At 65.8% G+C, this 15,291-nt stretch carries 14 protein-coding genes; 11 read left to right on the top strand and 3 right to left on the bottom strand.

Annotation, left to right across the window (positions count from 1 at the left end; translation table 11 throughout):
• The first annotated feature begins 145 nt into the window (after positions 1 to 145).
• From phnC to AB3X94_RS24785, 7 genes are all read left to right on the top strand, one after another.
• On the top strand, positions 146 to 1,060 hold the full coding sequence (phnC, locus tag AB3X94_RS24755) for a phosphonate ABC transporter ATP-binding protein (RefSeq protein ID WP_368613032.1): 915 nt from the start codon (positions 146 to 148) through the stop codon (positions 1,058 to 1,060).
• A 59-nt stretch (positions 1,061 to 1,119) separates the two neighbouring features.
• Positions 1,120 to 2,097: a phosphonate ABC transporter substrate-binding protein gene (phnD, locus tag AB3X94_RS24760; protein ID WP_368613006.1), complete on the top strand. Its 978-nt coding sequence runs from the start codon at positions 1,120 to 1,122 to the stop codon at positions 2,095 to 2,097.
• Entirely contained in the window at positions 2,094 to 2,933 is an 840-nt protein-coding gene (phnE, locus tag AB3X94_RS24765) for a phosphonate ABC transporter, permease protein PhnE (RefSeq protein WP_176106577.1), read from the top strand. The genes phnD and phnE overlap by 4 nt, the downstream gene beginning before the upstream one ends.
• Before the next feature lie 338 nt (positions 2,934 to 3,271).
• Entirely contained in the window at positions 3,272 to 3,550 is a 279-nt protein-coding gene (locus tag AB3X94_RS24770; protein ID WP_176110461.1) for a hypothetical protein, read from the top strand.
• Positions 3,547 to 4,596 (top strand): multidrug transporter subunit MdtN, encoded by a 1,050-nt coding sequence (mdtN, locus tag AB3X94_RS24775; protein ID WP_176106578.1) that lies wholly within the window; start codon positions 3,547 to 3,549, stop codon positions 4,594 to 4,596. The genes AB3X94_RS24770 and mdtN overlap by 4 nt, the downstream gene beginning before the upstream one ends.
• A gap of 1 nt (position 4,597) precedes the next feature.
• A complete protein-coding gene (locus tag AB3X94_RS24780) occupies positions 4,598 to 6,607 on the top strand; it encodes an FUSC family protein (RefSeq protein ID WP_368613033.1) in 2,010 nt (669 codons plus the stop codon).
• A gap of 7 nt (positions 6,608 to 6,614) precedes the next feature.
• Positions 6,615 to 8,195 carry a TolC family protein gene (locus tag AB3X94_RS24785; protein ID WP_368613007.1) on the top strand — a complete coding sequence of 527 codons (1,581 nt, stop codon included), beginning with the start codon at positions 6,615 to 6,617 and terminating at the stop codon, positions 8,193 to 8,195.
• 236 nt (positions 8,196 to 8,431) lie between these two features.
• Here the strand turns inward: AB3X94_RS24785 and AB3X94_RS24790 are convergent, their stop codons facing one another.
• A complete protein-coding gene (locus AB3X94_RS24790; RefSeq protein WP_368613008.1) occupies positions 8,432 to 8,743 on the bottom strand; it encodes a hypothetical protein in 312 nt (103 codons plus the stop codon).
• Positions 8,744 to 8,979: 236 nt separating this feature from the next.
• On the opposite strand from AB3X94_RS24790, the gene AB3X94_RS24795 reads away from it, so the two are divergent.
• Both AB3X94_RS24795 and AB3X94_RS24800 read left to right on the top strand, forming a co-directional pair.
• The gene (locus tag AB3X94_RS24795) at positions 8,980 to 9,516 is read left to right on the top strand and encodes a thioesterase family protein (protein ID WP_368613009.1); all 537 of its coding nucleotides are present in this window, start codon (positions 8,980 to 8,982) and stop codon (positions 9,514 to 9,516) included.
• The gene (locus AB3X94_RS24800; RefSeq protein WP_176106582.1) at positions 9,509 to 10,501 is read left to right on the top strand and encodes an alpha/beta hydrolase; all 993 of its coding nucleotides are present in this window, start codon (positions 9,509 to 9,511) and stop codon (positions 10,499 to 10,501) included. The genes AB3X94_RS24795 and AB3X94_RS24800 overlap by 8 nt, the downstream gene beginning before the upstream one ends.
• Positions 10,502 to 10,544: 43 nt before the next feature.
• Here the strand turns inward: AB3X94_RS24800 and AB3X94_RS24805 are convergent, their stop codons facing one another.
• On the bottom strand, positions 10,545 to 11,507 hold the full coding sequence (locus AB3X94_RS24805; RefSeq protein ID WP_176106583.1) for a response regulator: 963 nt from the start codon (positions 11,505 to 11,507) through the stop codon (positions 10,545 to 10,547).
• 620 nt (positions 11,508 to 12,127) lie between these two features.
• Here AB3X94_RS24805 and AB3X94_RS24810 point away from each other — a divergent pair.
• Positions 12,128 to 12,979, top strand: a complete 852-nt coding sequence (locus AB3X94_RS24810; protein WP_368613010.1) for a hypothetical protein — start codon at positions 12,128 to 12,130, stop codon at positions 12,977 to 12,979.
• Between the two features lie 12 nt (positions 12,980 to 12,991).
• Here AB3X94_RS24810 and AB3X94_RS24815 read toward each other — a convergent pair whose 3' ends face one another.
• Positions 12,992 to 13,666, bottom strand: a complete 675-nt coding sequence (locus AB3X94_RS24815) for an HAD family hydrolase (RefSeq protein ID WP_176106585.1) — start codon at positions 13,664 to 13,666, stop codon at positions 12,992 to 12,994.
• 463 nt (positions 13,667 to 14,129) lie between these two features.
• On the opposite strand from AB3X94_RS24815, the gene AB3X94_RS24820 reads away from it, so the two are divergent.
• Entirely contained in the window at positions 14,130 to 15,290 is a 1,161-nt protein-coding gene (locus AB3X94_RS24820; RefSeq protein ID WP_368613011.1) for a porin, read from the top strand.
• Position 15,291: the final 1 nt, after the last annotated feature.

The following is a 15,291-nucleotide window of genomic DNA, read 5'->3' on the forward strand; positions in this document are numbered from 1 at the left end:
GACGACACATGACGCCGCGGGAAAATTCGACACAGAAAGATATAGTCGTCTAGACGTTGCGATGCCTTCACTCAACCGTCACAGTCGCTTTCTAGAATGAGACCCACACATGCCGGCAGTGTCCGGATGCATCGAGGGAATACAGATGGAAGCGATCCGGGAAGCTATTCGAATCGAACGTTTGAGCAAAACGTTCGGCAACGGCCGTAAAGCGCTCGACGAAATCGATCTGCGCGTCGCGCCCGGTGAAATGGTCGCGCTGATCGGTGCGTCGGGCTCGGGAAAATCGACGTTGCTGCGGCATATCGCGGGCTTTACCGCGTCGGACGCGCAGCCGTCGCAGATCGAGATTCTCGGCCGGCCGATCCAGCAGAACGGCCGCATCGTGCGTGAAGTACGCAGCATTCGCCGCGACATCGGCTTCGTGTTCCAGCAGTTCAATCTGGTGAACCGGCTGTCGGTCGAAACCAACGTGCTGATCGGCGCGCTCGCACGCCTGCCGTGGTGGCGGCGTCTCTCCGGCCGCTTCCCGCGGGCGGAGCGCGCGTTGTCGCTGGCCGCGCTGCACGAGGTCGGCATCGGCGAGCATGCGCGCGAGCGGGCCGCGAACCTGTCGGGCGGTCAGCAGCAACGGGCCGCGCTCGCGCGGGCGCTGGTGCAGCGCGCGCAAATCGTCCTCGCCGACGAGCCTATCGCGTCGCTCGATCCCGAGTCGTCGCGTCGCGTGATGGACATGCTGCAAGCGCTGAACGTCGAGCATCGGATCACGGTGCTGGTGTCGCTGCACCAGATCGACATCGCGATGCAGTACTGCCCGCGCACAGTCGCACTGCGTCGCGGCAAGGTGGTCTACGACGGCCCTTCCAATGCGCTGACGCCGGCGCTGCTAAAGAAACTCTACGGCGACGATGCGCGCGAACTGTTCGACGACGCGACGCACGACGCCGACGACACTCACGACGCGCCCGACGCCCCCGACACCGCCGCCCCCGCGCGGCCGGACACCGGCCCCGCCGCCGCGCGCTACGCGTTCGCGCTGAACGCCGCGCCGTCGAACTGAAGCGCGCACGCCGTCGCGACCTCCTGATTCGCTCCATCCACTCAACCGGACCTCAACCGATGAAACTCCTGCGCTCCCTGATCACGCTCGCGGCCGGCGCTGCCGCTTTCACCTGTGTCGCCGCGGCCCACGCCGAGGACATCAACCTCGGCATCATCTCGACCGATTCGTCGGCGGTGCTCAAGCAACGCTGGGAACCGCTTATCGATGACATGAGGAAACAGACCGGCCTGGACGTGAAGGCATTCTTCGCGACCGACTACGCGGGCATCATCGAAGGCATGCGCTTCAACAAGGTGCAGGTCGGCTATTTCGGCAATGCGTCGGCGATCGAAGCCGTCGATCGTTCGAATGGCGAAGTATTTGCCAAAGTCGAGCACGCGGACGGCCAAAGCGGCTACTACTCGCTGCTGATCACCAATGTGAACAGCCGCTTCAAGACGCTCGACGACGTGTTCAAGGACACGAAGAGCGTCACGCTCGGCTTCGGCGATCCGAACTCGACCTCGGGCACGCTGGTGCCGGGCTACTACCTGTTCGCGAAGCACAACGCGCCGGTCAAAACGTCGTTCAAGAGCGTGCTGCCGTCGAGCCATGAGGCGAATCTTCTGGCCGTCGTCAACAACAAGATCGACATCGCGACCAACAACAGCGAGATGATGGACACGCTGAAGCAACAGCATCCGGACAAGTACGCGCAGGTGCGTGTGCTGTGGACCTCGCCGCTGATTCCGTCGGACCCGCTGGTGTGGCGCAAGGATCTGCCTCAAGCGACGAAGGACAAGCTGCGCACATTCTTCCTGAACTACGCGAAGACCGATCCGCACGAAAAGGCGGTGATGGCCGCCATCACCGGTTACAGCGGCTTCTCGGCATCGTCGGATCAGCAACTGCTGCCGATCCGCCAGATCGTGCTGTTCCAGCAGAAGCAGAAGATCGAGAGCGATGCGCATCTGTCAGATAGCGACCGCAAGACGCAATTGGCCGCGCTCGACGCGAAGCTGAGCGCGCTCGGCGCCGCACAGCAGAAGCAATGAACACGACCGATCTGATCGTGTCGCCGGCGCGCGCGAGCGAAGCGGCCGCCGCGCAGGCGGCGCAATCGAAAGATCGTGCCGGCAAGCGCAGCTGGTGGTCGTTGCTCGGTTGGATCGCGGTGCTTGCGGTGCTCGGCGGCGCGTGGCACGGCGCCGACATGCGTCCGCTCGATCTGCTCAGCGACTCCGCCAACATGGGCACGTTCGCGGCGGACTTCTTTCCGCCCGACTTCACCGAGTGGCGCACCTACTTGCACGAGATGTACGTGACGCTGGCGGTCGCGATCTGGGGTACCGCGCTTTCGCTCGTCTGCGCGGTGCCTTTTGGACTGATGTCCTCCCACAATCTCGCGCCGCAATGGCTTCTGCAACTGGTGCGCCGCCTGATGGACGCGTGCCGCGCGATCAATGAAATGGTCTTCGCGATGCTGTTCATCGTCGCGGTCGGCCTGGGGCCGTTCGCCGGCGTGCTCGCGCTGTGGGTACATACGACGGGCGTGCTCGCCAAGCTGTTCGCCGAAGCGGTCGAGGCAATCGATCCGCGCCCGGCCGAAGGCGTGCGCGCCACCGGCGCCACGCGCCTCGACGAAATCGTCTATGCGGTGCTGCCGCAAGTGCTGCCGCTGTGGATCTCGTACGCGCTGTATCGCTTCGAGTCGAACGTGCGCTCGGCGATGGTGGTCGGCATGGTCGGCGCGGGCGGCATCGGGGTCGTGCTGTACGAGGCGATCCGCTCGTTCAACTATGCGCAGACGGCCGCCGTGATGATCATGGTGATCGTCGTCGTGACGGTGATCGACCTCGGCTCGGCGTGGTTGCGTGAGCGGGTGATCTGAACACCGTTGGAGCGCACCGCGCTTCAGTTCTGAAAGACAACGGGCAAAGCGTACGGCGCTTTGCCCGTTTTTCATTGTCTCCCCGGCTCACATTTGCCTTCGAGGTGCCCGACAGCACACTTCCCCGGAAAGTCTTCCGCCAGCCAGCAACGCCTCGTCCCCTTTTCCGCGCCGGGCTCCTGGTGTATTTATGGAGGCGAGAAAGTACCTCGGACGATCCAATCGACCGTCGGCTACTGGTAAAGTCCTCTTCAGATATTGCGATTCTCGCAACGCGCGACGATCGTGTCGCTGCGGCGATGCCCTGCTCGGCCTTGGAACGTATGACAAACGTAGCTATGCGCGGCACCCAGCGTCTGGCGGTCATCGCCGCCCCGAGCCTGTTGCTGGCCGGGTGCGTGCTGCGCGGCGCGCCATCGTTCGAGATCTTCGGCGCGTACTTCCCTATCTGGCTGCTCGGCGGCGTAATAGGCCTGCTCGCGGCGCTGCTCGCCCATCGCCTGTTCGTTGCGACAGGCTGGGCATCGATCGTCCCGCTTCAGCTTTCCGTCTGCCTCGCGATCGGACTCACGGTCGCGGTGCTCGTCTGGCTTTCGGGCACGGGACACCTGCTATGAAAATGGCCGGCACATCGAGGGCTCCGCTCAAAGGCCGCCTGATCGCGGGCGCGATTATCCTGATCGGCCTTGCGGCCGCGTATTTCGCCTACGACCGCACGACGCGCTTCCCCTCCACCGACGACGCGACGATCGACGCCGACGTCGTGCATATCGCGACACCGGTCGGCGGACGCATCGTCAGGCTTGCGGTGCAGGAAAACCAGCGGGTCGCACAAGGCGACCTGCTGTTCGAAATCGATCCCGTGCCGTACCGCCTCATCGTCGCGCAGGCGCGGGCCGATCTCGAGCTCGCGCGCGCAGCGCTCGAAACTCGTCGCAGGACGATCACGGGCGAGCGCGCCAACGCGGCGGTCGCCGGAGATCAGGCCAGCAAGGCGGCGCACACCTACGCGCTCGCGACGCGCAACGTGGAGCGCCTCGCGCCGCTGGCGGCGAAAGGCTACGTACCGGCCCAGCAACTCGATCAGGCGCAGGTTGCGCAGCACGAAGCCGGGCTGTCGCTCAGTCAGGCGCGCGAGCAGAAGCAGGCGAGCGCCCAGACGATCGGCGACGATGCCGATGCGATCGCCGCCGTGCACGCGCGCGAAGCCGCGCTCGCGCTCGCCCAGCACAATCTCGATGAAACCGTGGTGCGCGCGCCGCACAACGGCTACGTCACCGGCCTTTTCGTGCTGGCCGGTGAAACGGTCGCACCGAATCAGTCGATCTTCACCCTCGTCCACGCGGACGAATGGTTCGCTGTCGCGAACTTTCGCGAAGGCGCACTCTCACGGATCGCGCCTGGCGATTGCGCGACCGTGTATTCGATGATCGACCGCAGCCAGCCGATTCACGGCAAGGTCGTCGGCATCAGCGCAGGAGTCTCCGATACGGATCGGCTCAACCTGCCGCGCTCGCTGCCGCTGGTGCAGTCGTCGGTGAACTGGGTGCGAGTCGCGCAGCGCTTCCCGGTGCGCGTGCTGCTCGACGAACCGGCCGAGCGACTGGTGCGCGTCGGCGCGAGTGCGATCGTCGAGGTGAGGCATGGCGCGGCGTGCCGTTGACATGGACAGCGCGGCCGCCGCCGGTTACGTCGAGCGTCCGCTGCGGCCCGGCGTCGCCGACCTGTTGAAACTCCTTGCGCCTTTTCCCGGACGCGCCGCGACCGCGGCACGCGTCGCGCTGATCTGCGCACTGACGGTATGGGTCACGAGCGCGTACGGCACGCCCGAAGCGGCACTGTCGGCCTACATCGTGTTCTTCATGATCCGGCCCGACCGGACCACCAGCTTCGTGACCGGCGTGGCGCTTCTGGTGCTCGTCAGCATCGTAATCGGCCTCGTGCTGGCGGTGGCCATCGTCGTGGTCGACTATCCGCCGTTGCGCGTCGCGGCCATGGCCTTGCTGTCGGCGAGTCTGCTGTTCGTCACGTCGGCAAGCAAGCTACGGCCGGTGGGCGCCATCGTCGCGATGATCGTCGGCTTTGCGCTCGACCAACTGGGCCGCGTGCCGGTCGGCGAACTGGCGACTCGCGCGCTGCTGTATGCGTGGCTGTTCGTCGCGATTCCGGCCGGTATGTCGGTCGCAGTCAGTCTCGTGTGCGCGCCGTCGCCGCGTCGGCTCGCGTCGCGCGAACTGGCCGAACGTCTGCGCCTCGCCGCGCGTGGCCTGCGCGAACCCGGCCCCACGCGCGATGCGCTCGACGCGGCGCTGCGCAAAGGCAACGCGGAGATCGGCTCGTGGCTGAAGATGTCCGCTCTGGAAGGAACGTCGCTGCGAGCCGATGTCGTTGCGCTCCAACGTGCCGCGGTGTCGAGCGTCATGCTGCTAGCCGCGGTCGACCTCGCGTGCGGCGAAGCGTCGGCGCGCCTGCCGGCTTCGTTCGTCGAACCGATCGCGACTACGCTGGAGGAGATGGCGCGCATGCTCGACGCTGGCGGCTACCCGGTCGACATCGAACTGACGTTGCCCTCGTCGGCGCCGCTCACTCCGCTCGCACGTGCGGTAGCCGACACGCTGCACGATACGATCACGCGGTTTGCCGAGCCCACTGTCGAATCCGGAGCCGCGCACGACGCGCCCTCGCAACCGGCGCCGCTCGCGCCGCACGCCGGCTTCTTCGCCGCCGACGCTTTCACGAATCTCGACCACGTCCGCTACGCGCTGAAGACCACAGTCGCGGCGATGTTCTGCTATCTGCTGTACTCGCAGCTCGACTGGCCCGGCATCCACACCTGCTTCATCACTGTCTACGTCGTGTCGCTCGGCAGCACCGCCGAGACCGTCGAGAAACTGGCGCTGCGCATCGCCGGCTGTATCGCCGGCGCGCTCGCGGGCACCGCAGCGATCGTGTTCCTGATGCCCGCGCTGACCTCGATCGGCGAGTTGATGGCGGTCGTGGCCATCGGCGCGGGCTTGTCGGCGTGGGTTGCATTCGGCTCGCCGCGCATTGCGTATGCGGGCTTTCAGATCGCGTTCGCGTTCTTCCTCTGCGTGATCCAGGGCGCGGAGCCCGCCTTCGATCTGACGATCGCGCGGGACCGGACGATCGGCATCCTGATCGGCAACGTGGTCGTCTATCTGGTGTTCACACGGGTGTGGCCGGTCAGCATCGCCGCGCGCGTCGAACAGGCGCTGGCCGCACTGCGCGAGCAATGGGCACGCCTTGCCGCGCCCGGGTACGCCGGCAAGCGACGCGCCGACGTGGCGGCCGCGCTGGCCCGCGGCCGCGCGCTGCGCGAGGATGTTGCGCTGATGCATTACGAGCCGTCGTGGGTGCGGCCCGGACCACAGTGGCTCACCGCGCACCACCGCGAATTGGCCGGCCTCGCCGCGCTCGAAGCGCCGATGCTGCTGCTCGTCGAACGACAGCCCGCCGCCGCGACGATCGAAGGCTGGCTGCAACGGCTCGCGGCCGTCGCGCATGGGCAACCGCCCCGCGTCGATGCAACGACCACGACGCAACGGCCGGCGCCCGACGTCACCGACCCGCCAAGCGCCGCGCTGCAAAGTCTCGGCGACGCACGCCTTGACGAATTCGAACGCGCGGCGTCCGCCGACGCGGCAAAGGAGTAGTCGAATCATGCGTCGACTCAACCCGCCCATCGCGCTGGCGATATTCGTCGCGGCAGGCTTGAGCGGGTGCGCGACTTCATCGCTCGACATGGCGCCCGACAGCTCCGCGACGCCGTGGCAGCCACAGACCGATGCAGCGGGCGCCATCGTGCCGGGCGCTCACGCGCCGGGTGCGCCGTCGGCATCGACCACGCCCCGCTATCAGCTGCCCGCCAATCCGGCGCTCGCCGCCGTGCCGCCGCCACCCGCGCTCGATCCCTCGCACGCGTACGAACTGCCCGAGTTGATCGACATCGCGGAGTCGGCCAATCCGTTGACCCGCATCGCGTGGAACGATGCGCGCAACGTGGCGCTCGCGGCCGGCATCGCGAAGAGTGCTTATCTGCCGCAATTGTCGGTCGCGGCGATGGCTCACTACACGGGCGGCAAAAGTTCGGACACGTCGCAGCTCGGTCAAGCGTCGATCAGCGGCGAGACGCACGGCGTGACCTCGGTGCTGTCGCTGGAGTGGCTGCTGTTCGATTTCGGCGGGCGGGCCGCACGTGTCGAGGCCGCATCGCAGGCCTCGGTGGTCGCCAACATCGGCTTCACCGCAATCCATCAGCAGGTGATCTACGACGTCAGCGTCGCGTTCTACGCGTACCAGAGCGCCCGCGCTCGCCTCGGCACCGCAAAGCAAAGTGTCGCGAACGCCGACGCGATTCTGTCCGCCGCGCAATCGCGCTATCAGCGTGGGGTGGGCACCGTGATCGAAGTGGCCCAGGCTCGTCAGAACTTCGCGCAGGCAAAACTCGGCCTCGTGCAAGCCGAGGGGGCCGAAAGCAACGGTTACCTCGCATTAATCTCCGCGATGGGCATCTCTCCACTCGCCAAACCCGCGATCGCCGACATGCCTACCCACACACTATCGCCGGCGATGAGCGAGCCGATCGACCGGATCGTGGCCACGGCGATCGCGCGGCGTCCGGACGTGCTGAGCGCCTACGCGGCGGAACGCGCGAACCTTGCGAAGATCAAGGCAGCCGAGTCCGACTTCAAGCCGAAAGTGTTCCTGTCGGCGTCGGCGGCGTACAACTCGAACAGTTCGTCGATTTCGGCGGTGCCAGGGATCGGCCAGCAATTGCCGACCGTCAATCTGAGCGGCAACCGTTATGGCGGCACCGTGGTGGTCGGCGTGTCGATTCCGCTGTATGACGGCGGCTTCCGCTCGGCCGTGCTCGCACAGGCACGCAACGACGCCGACAGCGCATCGACCCGTCTCGCGCACAGTCGCGAAGAGGCTGTGCGGCAGATCGTCGGCGCGCAGAACGCGCTGCAAACGAGCCTGAGCGCGCACACCGCCGCGAAGGAACTGCTCACCGCCGCGCAAACGACCTACGACGCCGCGTTCGACGCCTATCGCCACGGCGTAGGTTCGATCACCGATGCGCTGCTCGCGCAGAACCAGTTGCTGGCCGCGAAGAATGCCTACGCGGACAGCTATAGCGGCGCGCTGTCGGCGGCGGCGGCGCTTGCGCTCGCGACGGGTTCGATCGATGCTCCGGCCGGTGCGGGCCCGGACTCGCCGCTGGACGCGCCTGTCAACTAACGCCGCGCTGCTGCGTCGTCCCCTTCCTGCCGCCGTGCATCTGCTGGAATGATCACGGGCTCGCGACCGCACTGCGGTCTTTCCTTGCCCTCTTCGTCCGATCCCGCTGTGGACGGAACCCTTTGTCGTCCTGCCGGTGCTGTTCTCCGCACTGCTTCACGCATATCGCGGGTCGGTGCGATCGCCGAAGTCACGCTGAGCGACGGTCGCGAATTCGGGCATTTCACGATGTGTAGTCAACGCGTGTAATTCACCACCGGCACGGAATAAGAAGTCGGCGCGAAATCGGTCCGGCCGCCGCGCTGCGACGAACCATTCGACGGCGCACCGTAGCCACTGTTCTGCGCAGCCTGGTTTTGCCCCGCGACCTTTGCTTCGCCCGCCTGGATATTGGCCGGATAGTCCATCGGATTCGCGTTGGACGGATCGTGCACCTGCGCGCGCGAGAGCGGCTGATTGGCCTGATTAGACTGCGCAAACGCCGCGATTGGCGCGGCAATCAGAGCGGCGATAACCCCTGCTTCGATCAGCGACCTGATGGACTTCATGATTTCCAACCTCCAGAGATGGCTTCATCCGATTGCCGCGGAGCCTCGCGCGGCAGCAAAACCAGTTTAGGAGCCGGTCAGGCCGCGCAGTAAGCCCTGAACCATGAATTCACTGTTGCCATAGCGACCACAATTCGAAGTCACCACGTTCCGGCGCGGCGTCAACGCGATGAACTACACTGATAACGCCAAAGACGCGCCACAGCCATCGCATTCGATCGAGGAGATAGACGCTCATGTCGCATCCCGTTGCCCTGCCGTCTTACCGCGACAGCGTGCGCGCCGAATGGGTCGACTACAACGGCCACATGCGCGACGCGTTCTACCTTCTGATCTTCAGTCTCGCGACCGACGAGCTGATCGATCTGATCGGCTTGCCCGATGCGGTGCGCAAAGAGCGGCATCGATCGATCTACACGCTCGAAGCGCATGTCAACTACCTGCATGAAATCAAACGTGGCACGCCGGTGCGTGTCGACATGCGCGTGCTCGGCTACGACGCGAAACGTCTGCATGTGTACTTCGAAATGTTTGCGCTGGACGCGACGCAAAGCCAACGCAACGGCCCGGTCGCCGCTGGCGAGCAGATGCTGCTGCACGTCGATACCAGCGGACCGCGCGGCGTCGCTTTCGATCCGGACGTCAAAGCGCGCGTTCATGAACTCGCGCAAGCCCATGCGGCATTGCCGCCGGCGCGTTTCGCGGGACGTGTGATCGCATTGCCCTGCGCAACGCAACGGGAAGCACTACCCGAACGGAGTGACCATGCTTGAGCCGGAAATCGCCGCGTTTATCGAACGAGCCAGTGCGCTCTATCCGTCGCATCACGCGGCGATGACGACGCGCGAGCAGCGCGAACTGTACGACCGTTACGCTGCCACGCTGACGCCGCCGCTGCCCAGCGAACTCACCACACAGGACGCAAGCTTTCGCACCGACGCGGGCCATGCGATCCCGCTTCGGCTCTACCGGCATCGAGCGAAGGCAAGCGAACACGGCACGAACCGCGGCACGGTGCTGTATTTTCATGGCGGCGGATTCGTGCTCGGCTCGCTGAACAGTCATCAGATGATGACCGCGCGCCTCGCCGCGGACACCGGCCTCGACGTGATCGCGGTCGACTACCGGCTCGCGCCTGAGCATCGCGCGCCGGCCGCGCACGACGACTGCCTCGAGATCACGCGTGCCGCGTTGAACGACCGCCTGCCGTTCGATCTGCCTGACCCCGCCGGATTGCAACTCGCCGGCGATAGCGCCGGCGGCACGCTCGCGGCAAGCGTCGCGCTGCGCTTGCGCGACAACGGCGTGAGCGGGGTGCGCGGCATCGCGCTGGTTTATCCGATGCTCGGCACCGAACCGCAACTACCCGCGCGCGACACCGAGGCCAATGCGCCGATGCTGACGCTCGCGGACGTGCATAAGTTTCGCAACGCGTACTGGGGGACAAGCGGGGGAAACAGCGGAGGAAGAGACGAAGAGAAAGGCGACCGCACGCCCGGCCCCGCATGGACGATCCCGCTCGCCGCAAGCCGCTTCGACGGACTGCCGCCGACGCTGGCCATCGGCGCCGAGCACGACCCGCTACGCGACGACGCGCGCGTGTTCGTCGAGCGGATTCGCGAGGCTGGTGGAGATGCCCGGCTGCTGATCGGCACGGGGCTCGTGCATGGATGCTGGCGCGCGCTTGAAACGAGCCCAGGCGTGCAGGCCATGCACAGGGCTGTATGCGATTTTCTCCGCGAACGCGCACGCCATTAGCGCAGCGACACTAACCGCCGCGCCCAGTGCGCTCCCGCGCGGTTCAGCGATTGCGCTCAGCGCGCCACCGCGCGAACGTGACGAGATCGAGGCCGACCTCGCCCGGCTCGATGCGGGTCCAGCCGAAGAACGCGTCGTCCCAGCCGGGAATGCTTTGCGGCGTCAGCGACCGGAACTTCATGCCGGAACGATACGCGAGGTCCGGCCAGAACAGTGGCATCACCTCGCGCGTGGCGAGCTGGCGCAGCAGGTCGGACGGGCCACCCTCGTCGGCGACGATTTCGCCCTGCGAGATCCAGTCGTTCTCGGCCCACGCGACAAATACGCTCGGGTTGCCCGCGGCGTCGAACATCAGGATCACGTTCTGCTCGGGCCGCCAGTAATACTCGACGATGCCCTGCGCGGCCACCACTTCGTCGATCACCTTGCGGGTGCGCGGATCGCAGTAGGTCATGCCGTTTTCACCGAGCGCGAGCCAGCCCGACTCCCCGCAATGGCGGCTCTTTGCGTCCTTCAGGAAATGGGTGAGGCGATTGGCCGAATCCGCATCGGTCTTGCGCAAGTACAGATCGACGATGCCGGCGTTAAAGGCTTTCACCGCGACGGTTTCATCGGCGACGCCGGTGAGCAACACCTTCGCGCAACGCAGATGCGAGATCGACGACAGGAATTCGACGCCGCCGATGCCCGGCATGTCGTAGTCGACGACGACCGCCGCCACTTCCTCGAAGCGCGACGGCCGCGCGACGATGTCGCGTTCAGCCGAGGTCTCGACGAAGCGCTCGACACCCGGCTCGCTCAGACACGCCGACGCCGCCGCGAATTCGAGCGAATTCTCGCGCGCGTGCTGGCGGATATAGTTGAGGGCCGCTTGCGGCCGCGTGAAAAACAGGTTCGTGTAGGTGCCCGGAAAAAACCGGCGAAGCGCGTCGAGGTAGCTGTCGTTGTCGTCGACGAAAACCACCGTGGACGGATAAAAAACGGGAGGTCGAATAAAGTTGTTCATATCTTCACGTGTTTCCCACGCCGCCGCGAACGCGCCAGACCAACCGGTCGGCTGGTGGATGTGGCGTTTCACAAAGCGACTGCCCAAGGTATGCCGGGCAATGTCTCGCCCGCGGGTCCGCATGATCAATGGGTTCTTGTCGCTACTTCCGGTCACCGCCTGCCGTCGCCGCTATCGACGCTGTTCGTGCATCTCGGATGGCTCAGTCTGGCGGGCCTGCCGGCATGTGCACTGCGAGCCAGTCGCTGCAAGTCACATTTACACGCCGGATAATCGAACTATGGCAGCCGGTCGTCTGCAATGGTTCGTATAGTACAGGGTCCGGGCATTGACGGCACAACTTAAATCGCTTTCCTGCAGGCGCCTATCGCGCAAATGCGGCGCGACTGATCGATCGAAAAGAAAACCGCGGAACAGGGAAAAAATGCCCGCTTCGCTCGCGCCGGCCAAGCCTATCGCGGCAGCCGCGCACCGTTCCGGTGCCAGGTCCGATCAGACATCTACCATCATGACGCGTCGCAATATGCCGACGAGAAGCGTCGCTGGCGAAATGGTCGTTTATCATCAGTCAATCGCAGTTGCTTAATGGTTGTTGCTTAGATATGACGAATACCGGGAAGATGATGATAGTTGGGCTGCTCGTGATCGATGCGGGCGTCGCCGGTTATCTGCTGTACCCCAGGGACGATCAGGTGCCGGCCGTGACCGGGTCGGTGACTCGCAGCGTCACCGGCACGGTGGAATCGCAACCGCAGACGGACACGGCGCGTGCCATTGGCGGCAGCATGAGGCCGGCGCAACCGGTGAGCCCGCCAGCGGACCTCGCGAACAACGCCCCGATCGCGCCGCAATCGGCGGCCCCGCGGACGGAGTCGGCTGCTCCGGCACCGCCTGCTCCCGCTCAGGCTCAGGCACTCGCTCCGGCACCGCCTCCAGCTCAGGCGCAAGCTCCGGCACTCGCTCCCGCACAGTCCTTCCCCGCAACAGCGGCCTCCCCCGCGCCGAGCGTCACGCCCGATGCCGGCCAGACCGCCAGCGGCCGCATCGACAACGCAGCGCCGGCTGCGGGCAATCCGGCCGCGGTCGCGCGCGAGCGCTCGAAACCGCAGTCGTACGCGCAGCAAAGAGCCCAATCGAGGCCACAGTACGGGCCGCGCATCGACCAGACGACCCAAGGCCGCCGGCGCGACGACACACACCCGAACGGCGCCAACCCCGTCGCCGCGATGCTGACGGATCAGCTGGTCAAGGAATCGGCGAAACCCGACCCGTCGCTGCCGATGCCGTCTGGCGTCACCGTGCCGATGCCGTCTGACAATGGCCCCGGACCTGGCCCGGGTGTCGGCCGCGGCAGCACGAATCCGGTCGCGTCGGCGATGACCGATAAGCTCGTGCGCGAATCGTCGAAAGTGGGACCCACTCAGGGCCCCACTCAGCCCCCGGCTGAGCCGCCGATCCTCAACAAACCCTGAGCGACGCCGGGCTCACGGCCGCGACGCCACCTCGTCGAGATGCGCGAGCAGATCGGCCGGATCGTCGTAGACGCGCAACGCGCCCGCGCGCTCCAGTTCCTCGGTGCCGTAGCCACCCGACAGTACGCCGACGCCGAGCGAGCGGCAGCGGCGCGCGGCGAGCATGTCCCAGATGCTGTCGCCCACCACGACCGTGTGCTCGATCGGCACGCCGAGCCGCTCGGCCGCGGCGAGGAACAGGTCGGGATCGGGCTTCGCGTATTTGACGTCGTCGCGCGTGACGACGACCGCCTTGGCCGGATCGACGCCGAGCGCCGCCAGATTCAGCGACGCGGTTTCCATCCGCCCGCTCGTCGCGACGGCCCACGGCGTGCCGGCTTGCGTCAGCGCGGCGAGCAATTCGCGCGCGCCCGGCAGCGGGCAGACCTGCGCGCGCATCCGCTGATAGGCGGCCGCATGCGCATGCCGCAGCCGTTCGGCGCGTTCGACGCTGATCTCGCCGTGGGTCTCACGCAGCAACTGGTCCGTGAACAGCCCACCGCTCATGCCGATCTTGCGATGGATACGCCAGACGGACAGCGGGATACCCTCGCTGTCGAGCGCCTCTTTCCACGCCAGCACGTGCTGATAGACGCTGTCGACGAGCGTGCCGTCGAGGTCGAAAAGAAAGGATGTCTGGATACGCATGCCGGCCTCCGGTGATGATGGGTTCAGTCACTATGCCATGTGTCGATGAAGCGGCGAGGGCGGGCCGCCGCCTTTCAGCACGTTCCGGTATCTAACCGATTTGCGCGAATTACCACAGATTCGCGCGTCTTTCCCCCGATTTCGCCGTGCCCTCGCCCGGCGCACACCCGAACACGGTAAGCTTCGCCCCTTCGTTGTTTGCGCCGTCACCCTTTTTCGAAAAAATCCCCGCTTTATTTCTCCGCTGGACGACCCGAGCGCGATTTCCGCGCCCCGCGTCAGGCCCGAGCACGCCGCGTGCTTGTGGCTGATTCGCTAAATCACCCGATACCCGGTTACCCAGCCATCGGCTCACTGCTGTCCGGAATAAAAAGCGAGCAAATAACCGACGCTACGACGTCCAGCGAATCGCGCAACGAGCCCAATCAGTCCAAAAACACGTTAGTCAATCAAGGAACCCGCGATGAAAAAGACCCTGCTCGCCGCCGCGCTGTGCGGCGCCTTCACGATATCGGCGCACGCCCAAAGCAGCGTGACGCTGTACGGCCTGATGGACGCCGGCATCGTCTATACGACCAACCAGCTCGGCCACAGCAACTGGCAGCTCGCGAGCGGCACCACGCAGAACACGGTATTCGGCCTGAAGGGTTCGGAAGACCTCGGCGCGGGCCTGCGCGCAGTTTTCAAGCTCGAGCAGGGCTTCATGATGAACAACGGCGCGCAGGCGTTCGCCGGCAGCGGGTTCGGCTCGCAGGCATGGCTCGGCCTGCAAAGCGATTCGTACGGCACGCTGACGTTCGGCCGCCAGTTCGACGTAATGAACGACGCCGTCGGCCCGCTGACGGCTGGCTATAACACGTGGGGCGGCAGCCTCGCCGGGCATCCGTTCGAAAATGACAACCTCGCCGCGAACTCGGTCGTGATCAACAACTCGGTCAAGTACGCGAGCCCGCTGTACCACGGTCTCACGGTCGGGACGATGTACTCGTTCAGCAACAAGGCCGGCGGCTTCGCGAACAACCGCTCCTACGGCTTCGGCCTTGCGTACGCGCGGGGCCCGCTGAACCTGGCGGCCGGCTACCTGCAGCTCGACAACGCGGGCAACGGCGCCGGCGCCGTGACCACCGCCGACACCAGCGCGAACTTCATCGCCAGGCGCCAGCGCGTGTGGTCGCTCGGCGGCAACTACACGTTCGGACCGGCGAGCGTCGGTCTCGTCTGGAGCCACACGCAGATCGACGACGTCGCGGGCGTGTTCTCGTTCGGCACCGGCGGCTATCTCGGCGCGGCCGGCGACGCCACCGGCACGCTCAGCGGCTCGCTGCATCTCGACAACTACGAGGTTAACGCGAAGTACGCGCTGAGCCCCGCCTGGAGCGTATCGGGCGCGTACACCTTCACGCACGGCGCGTATAACGGCTCGTCGCCGGCGTGGAACAGCGCGATGCTGCAGACCGACTACGCGCTCAGCAAGCGCACCGACTTCTACCTGGAAGGCGTGTACCAGAACGCGCACGGCGCACCGGCCGATTCGGTGTTGTCGCACGCGATGATCAACACACTGTCGCCGTCGTCGACGAATTCACAGGTCGCGGTCACGGTGGGCATGCGCCACGCGTTCTGAT

It is taken from the genome of Paraburkholderia sp. BR10923 (genome assembly GCF_040948765.1).
GTDB classification, from domain to species: Bacteria; Pseudomonadota; Gammaproteobacteria; order Burkholderiales; family Burkholderiaceae; genus Paraburkholderia; species Paraburkholderia youngii.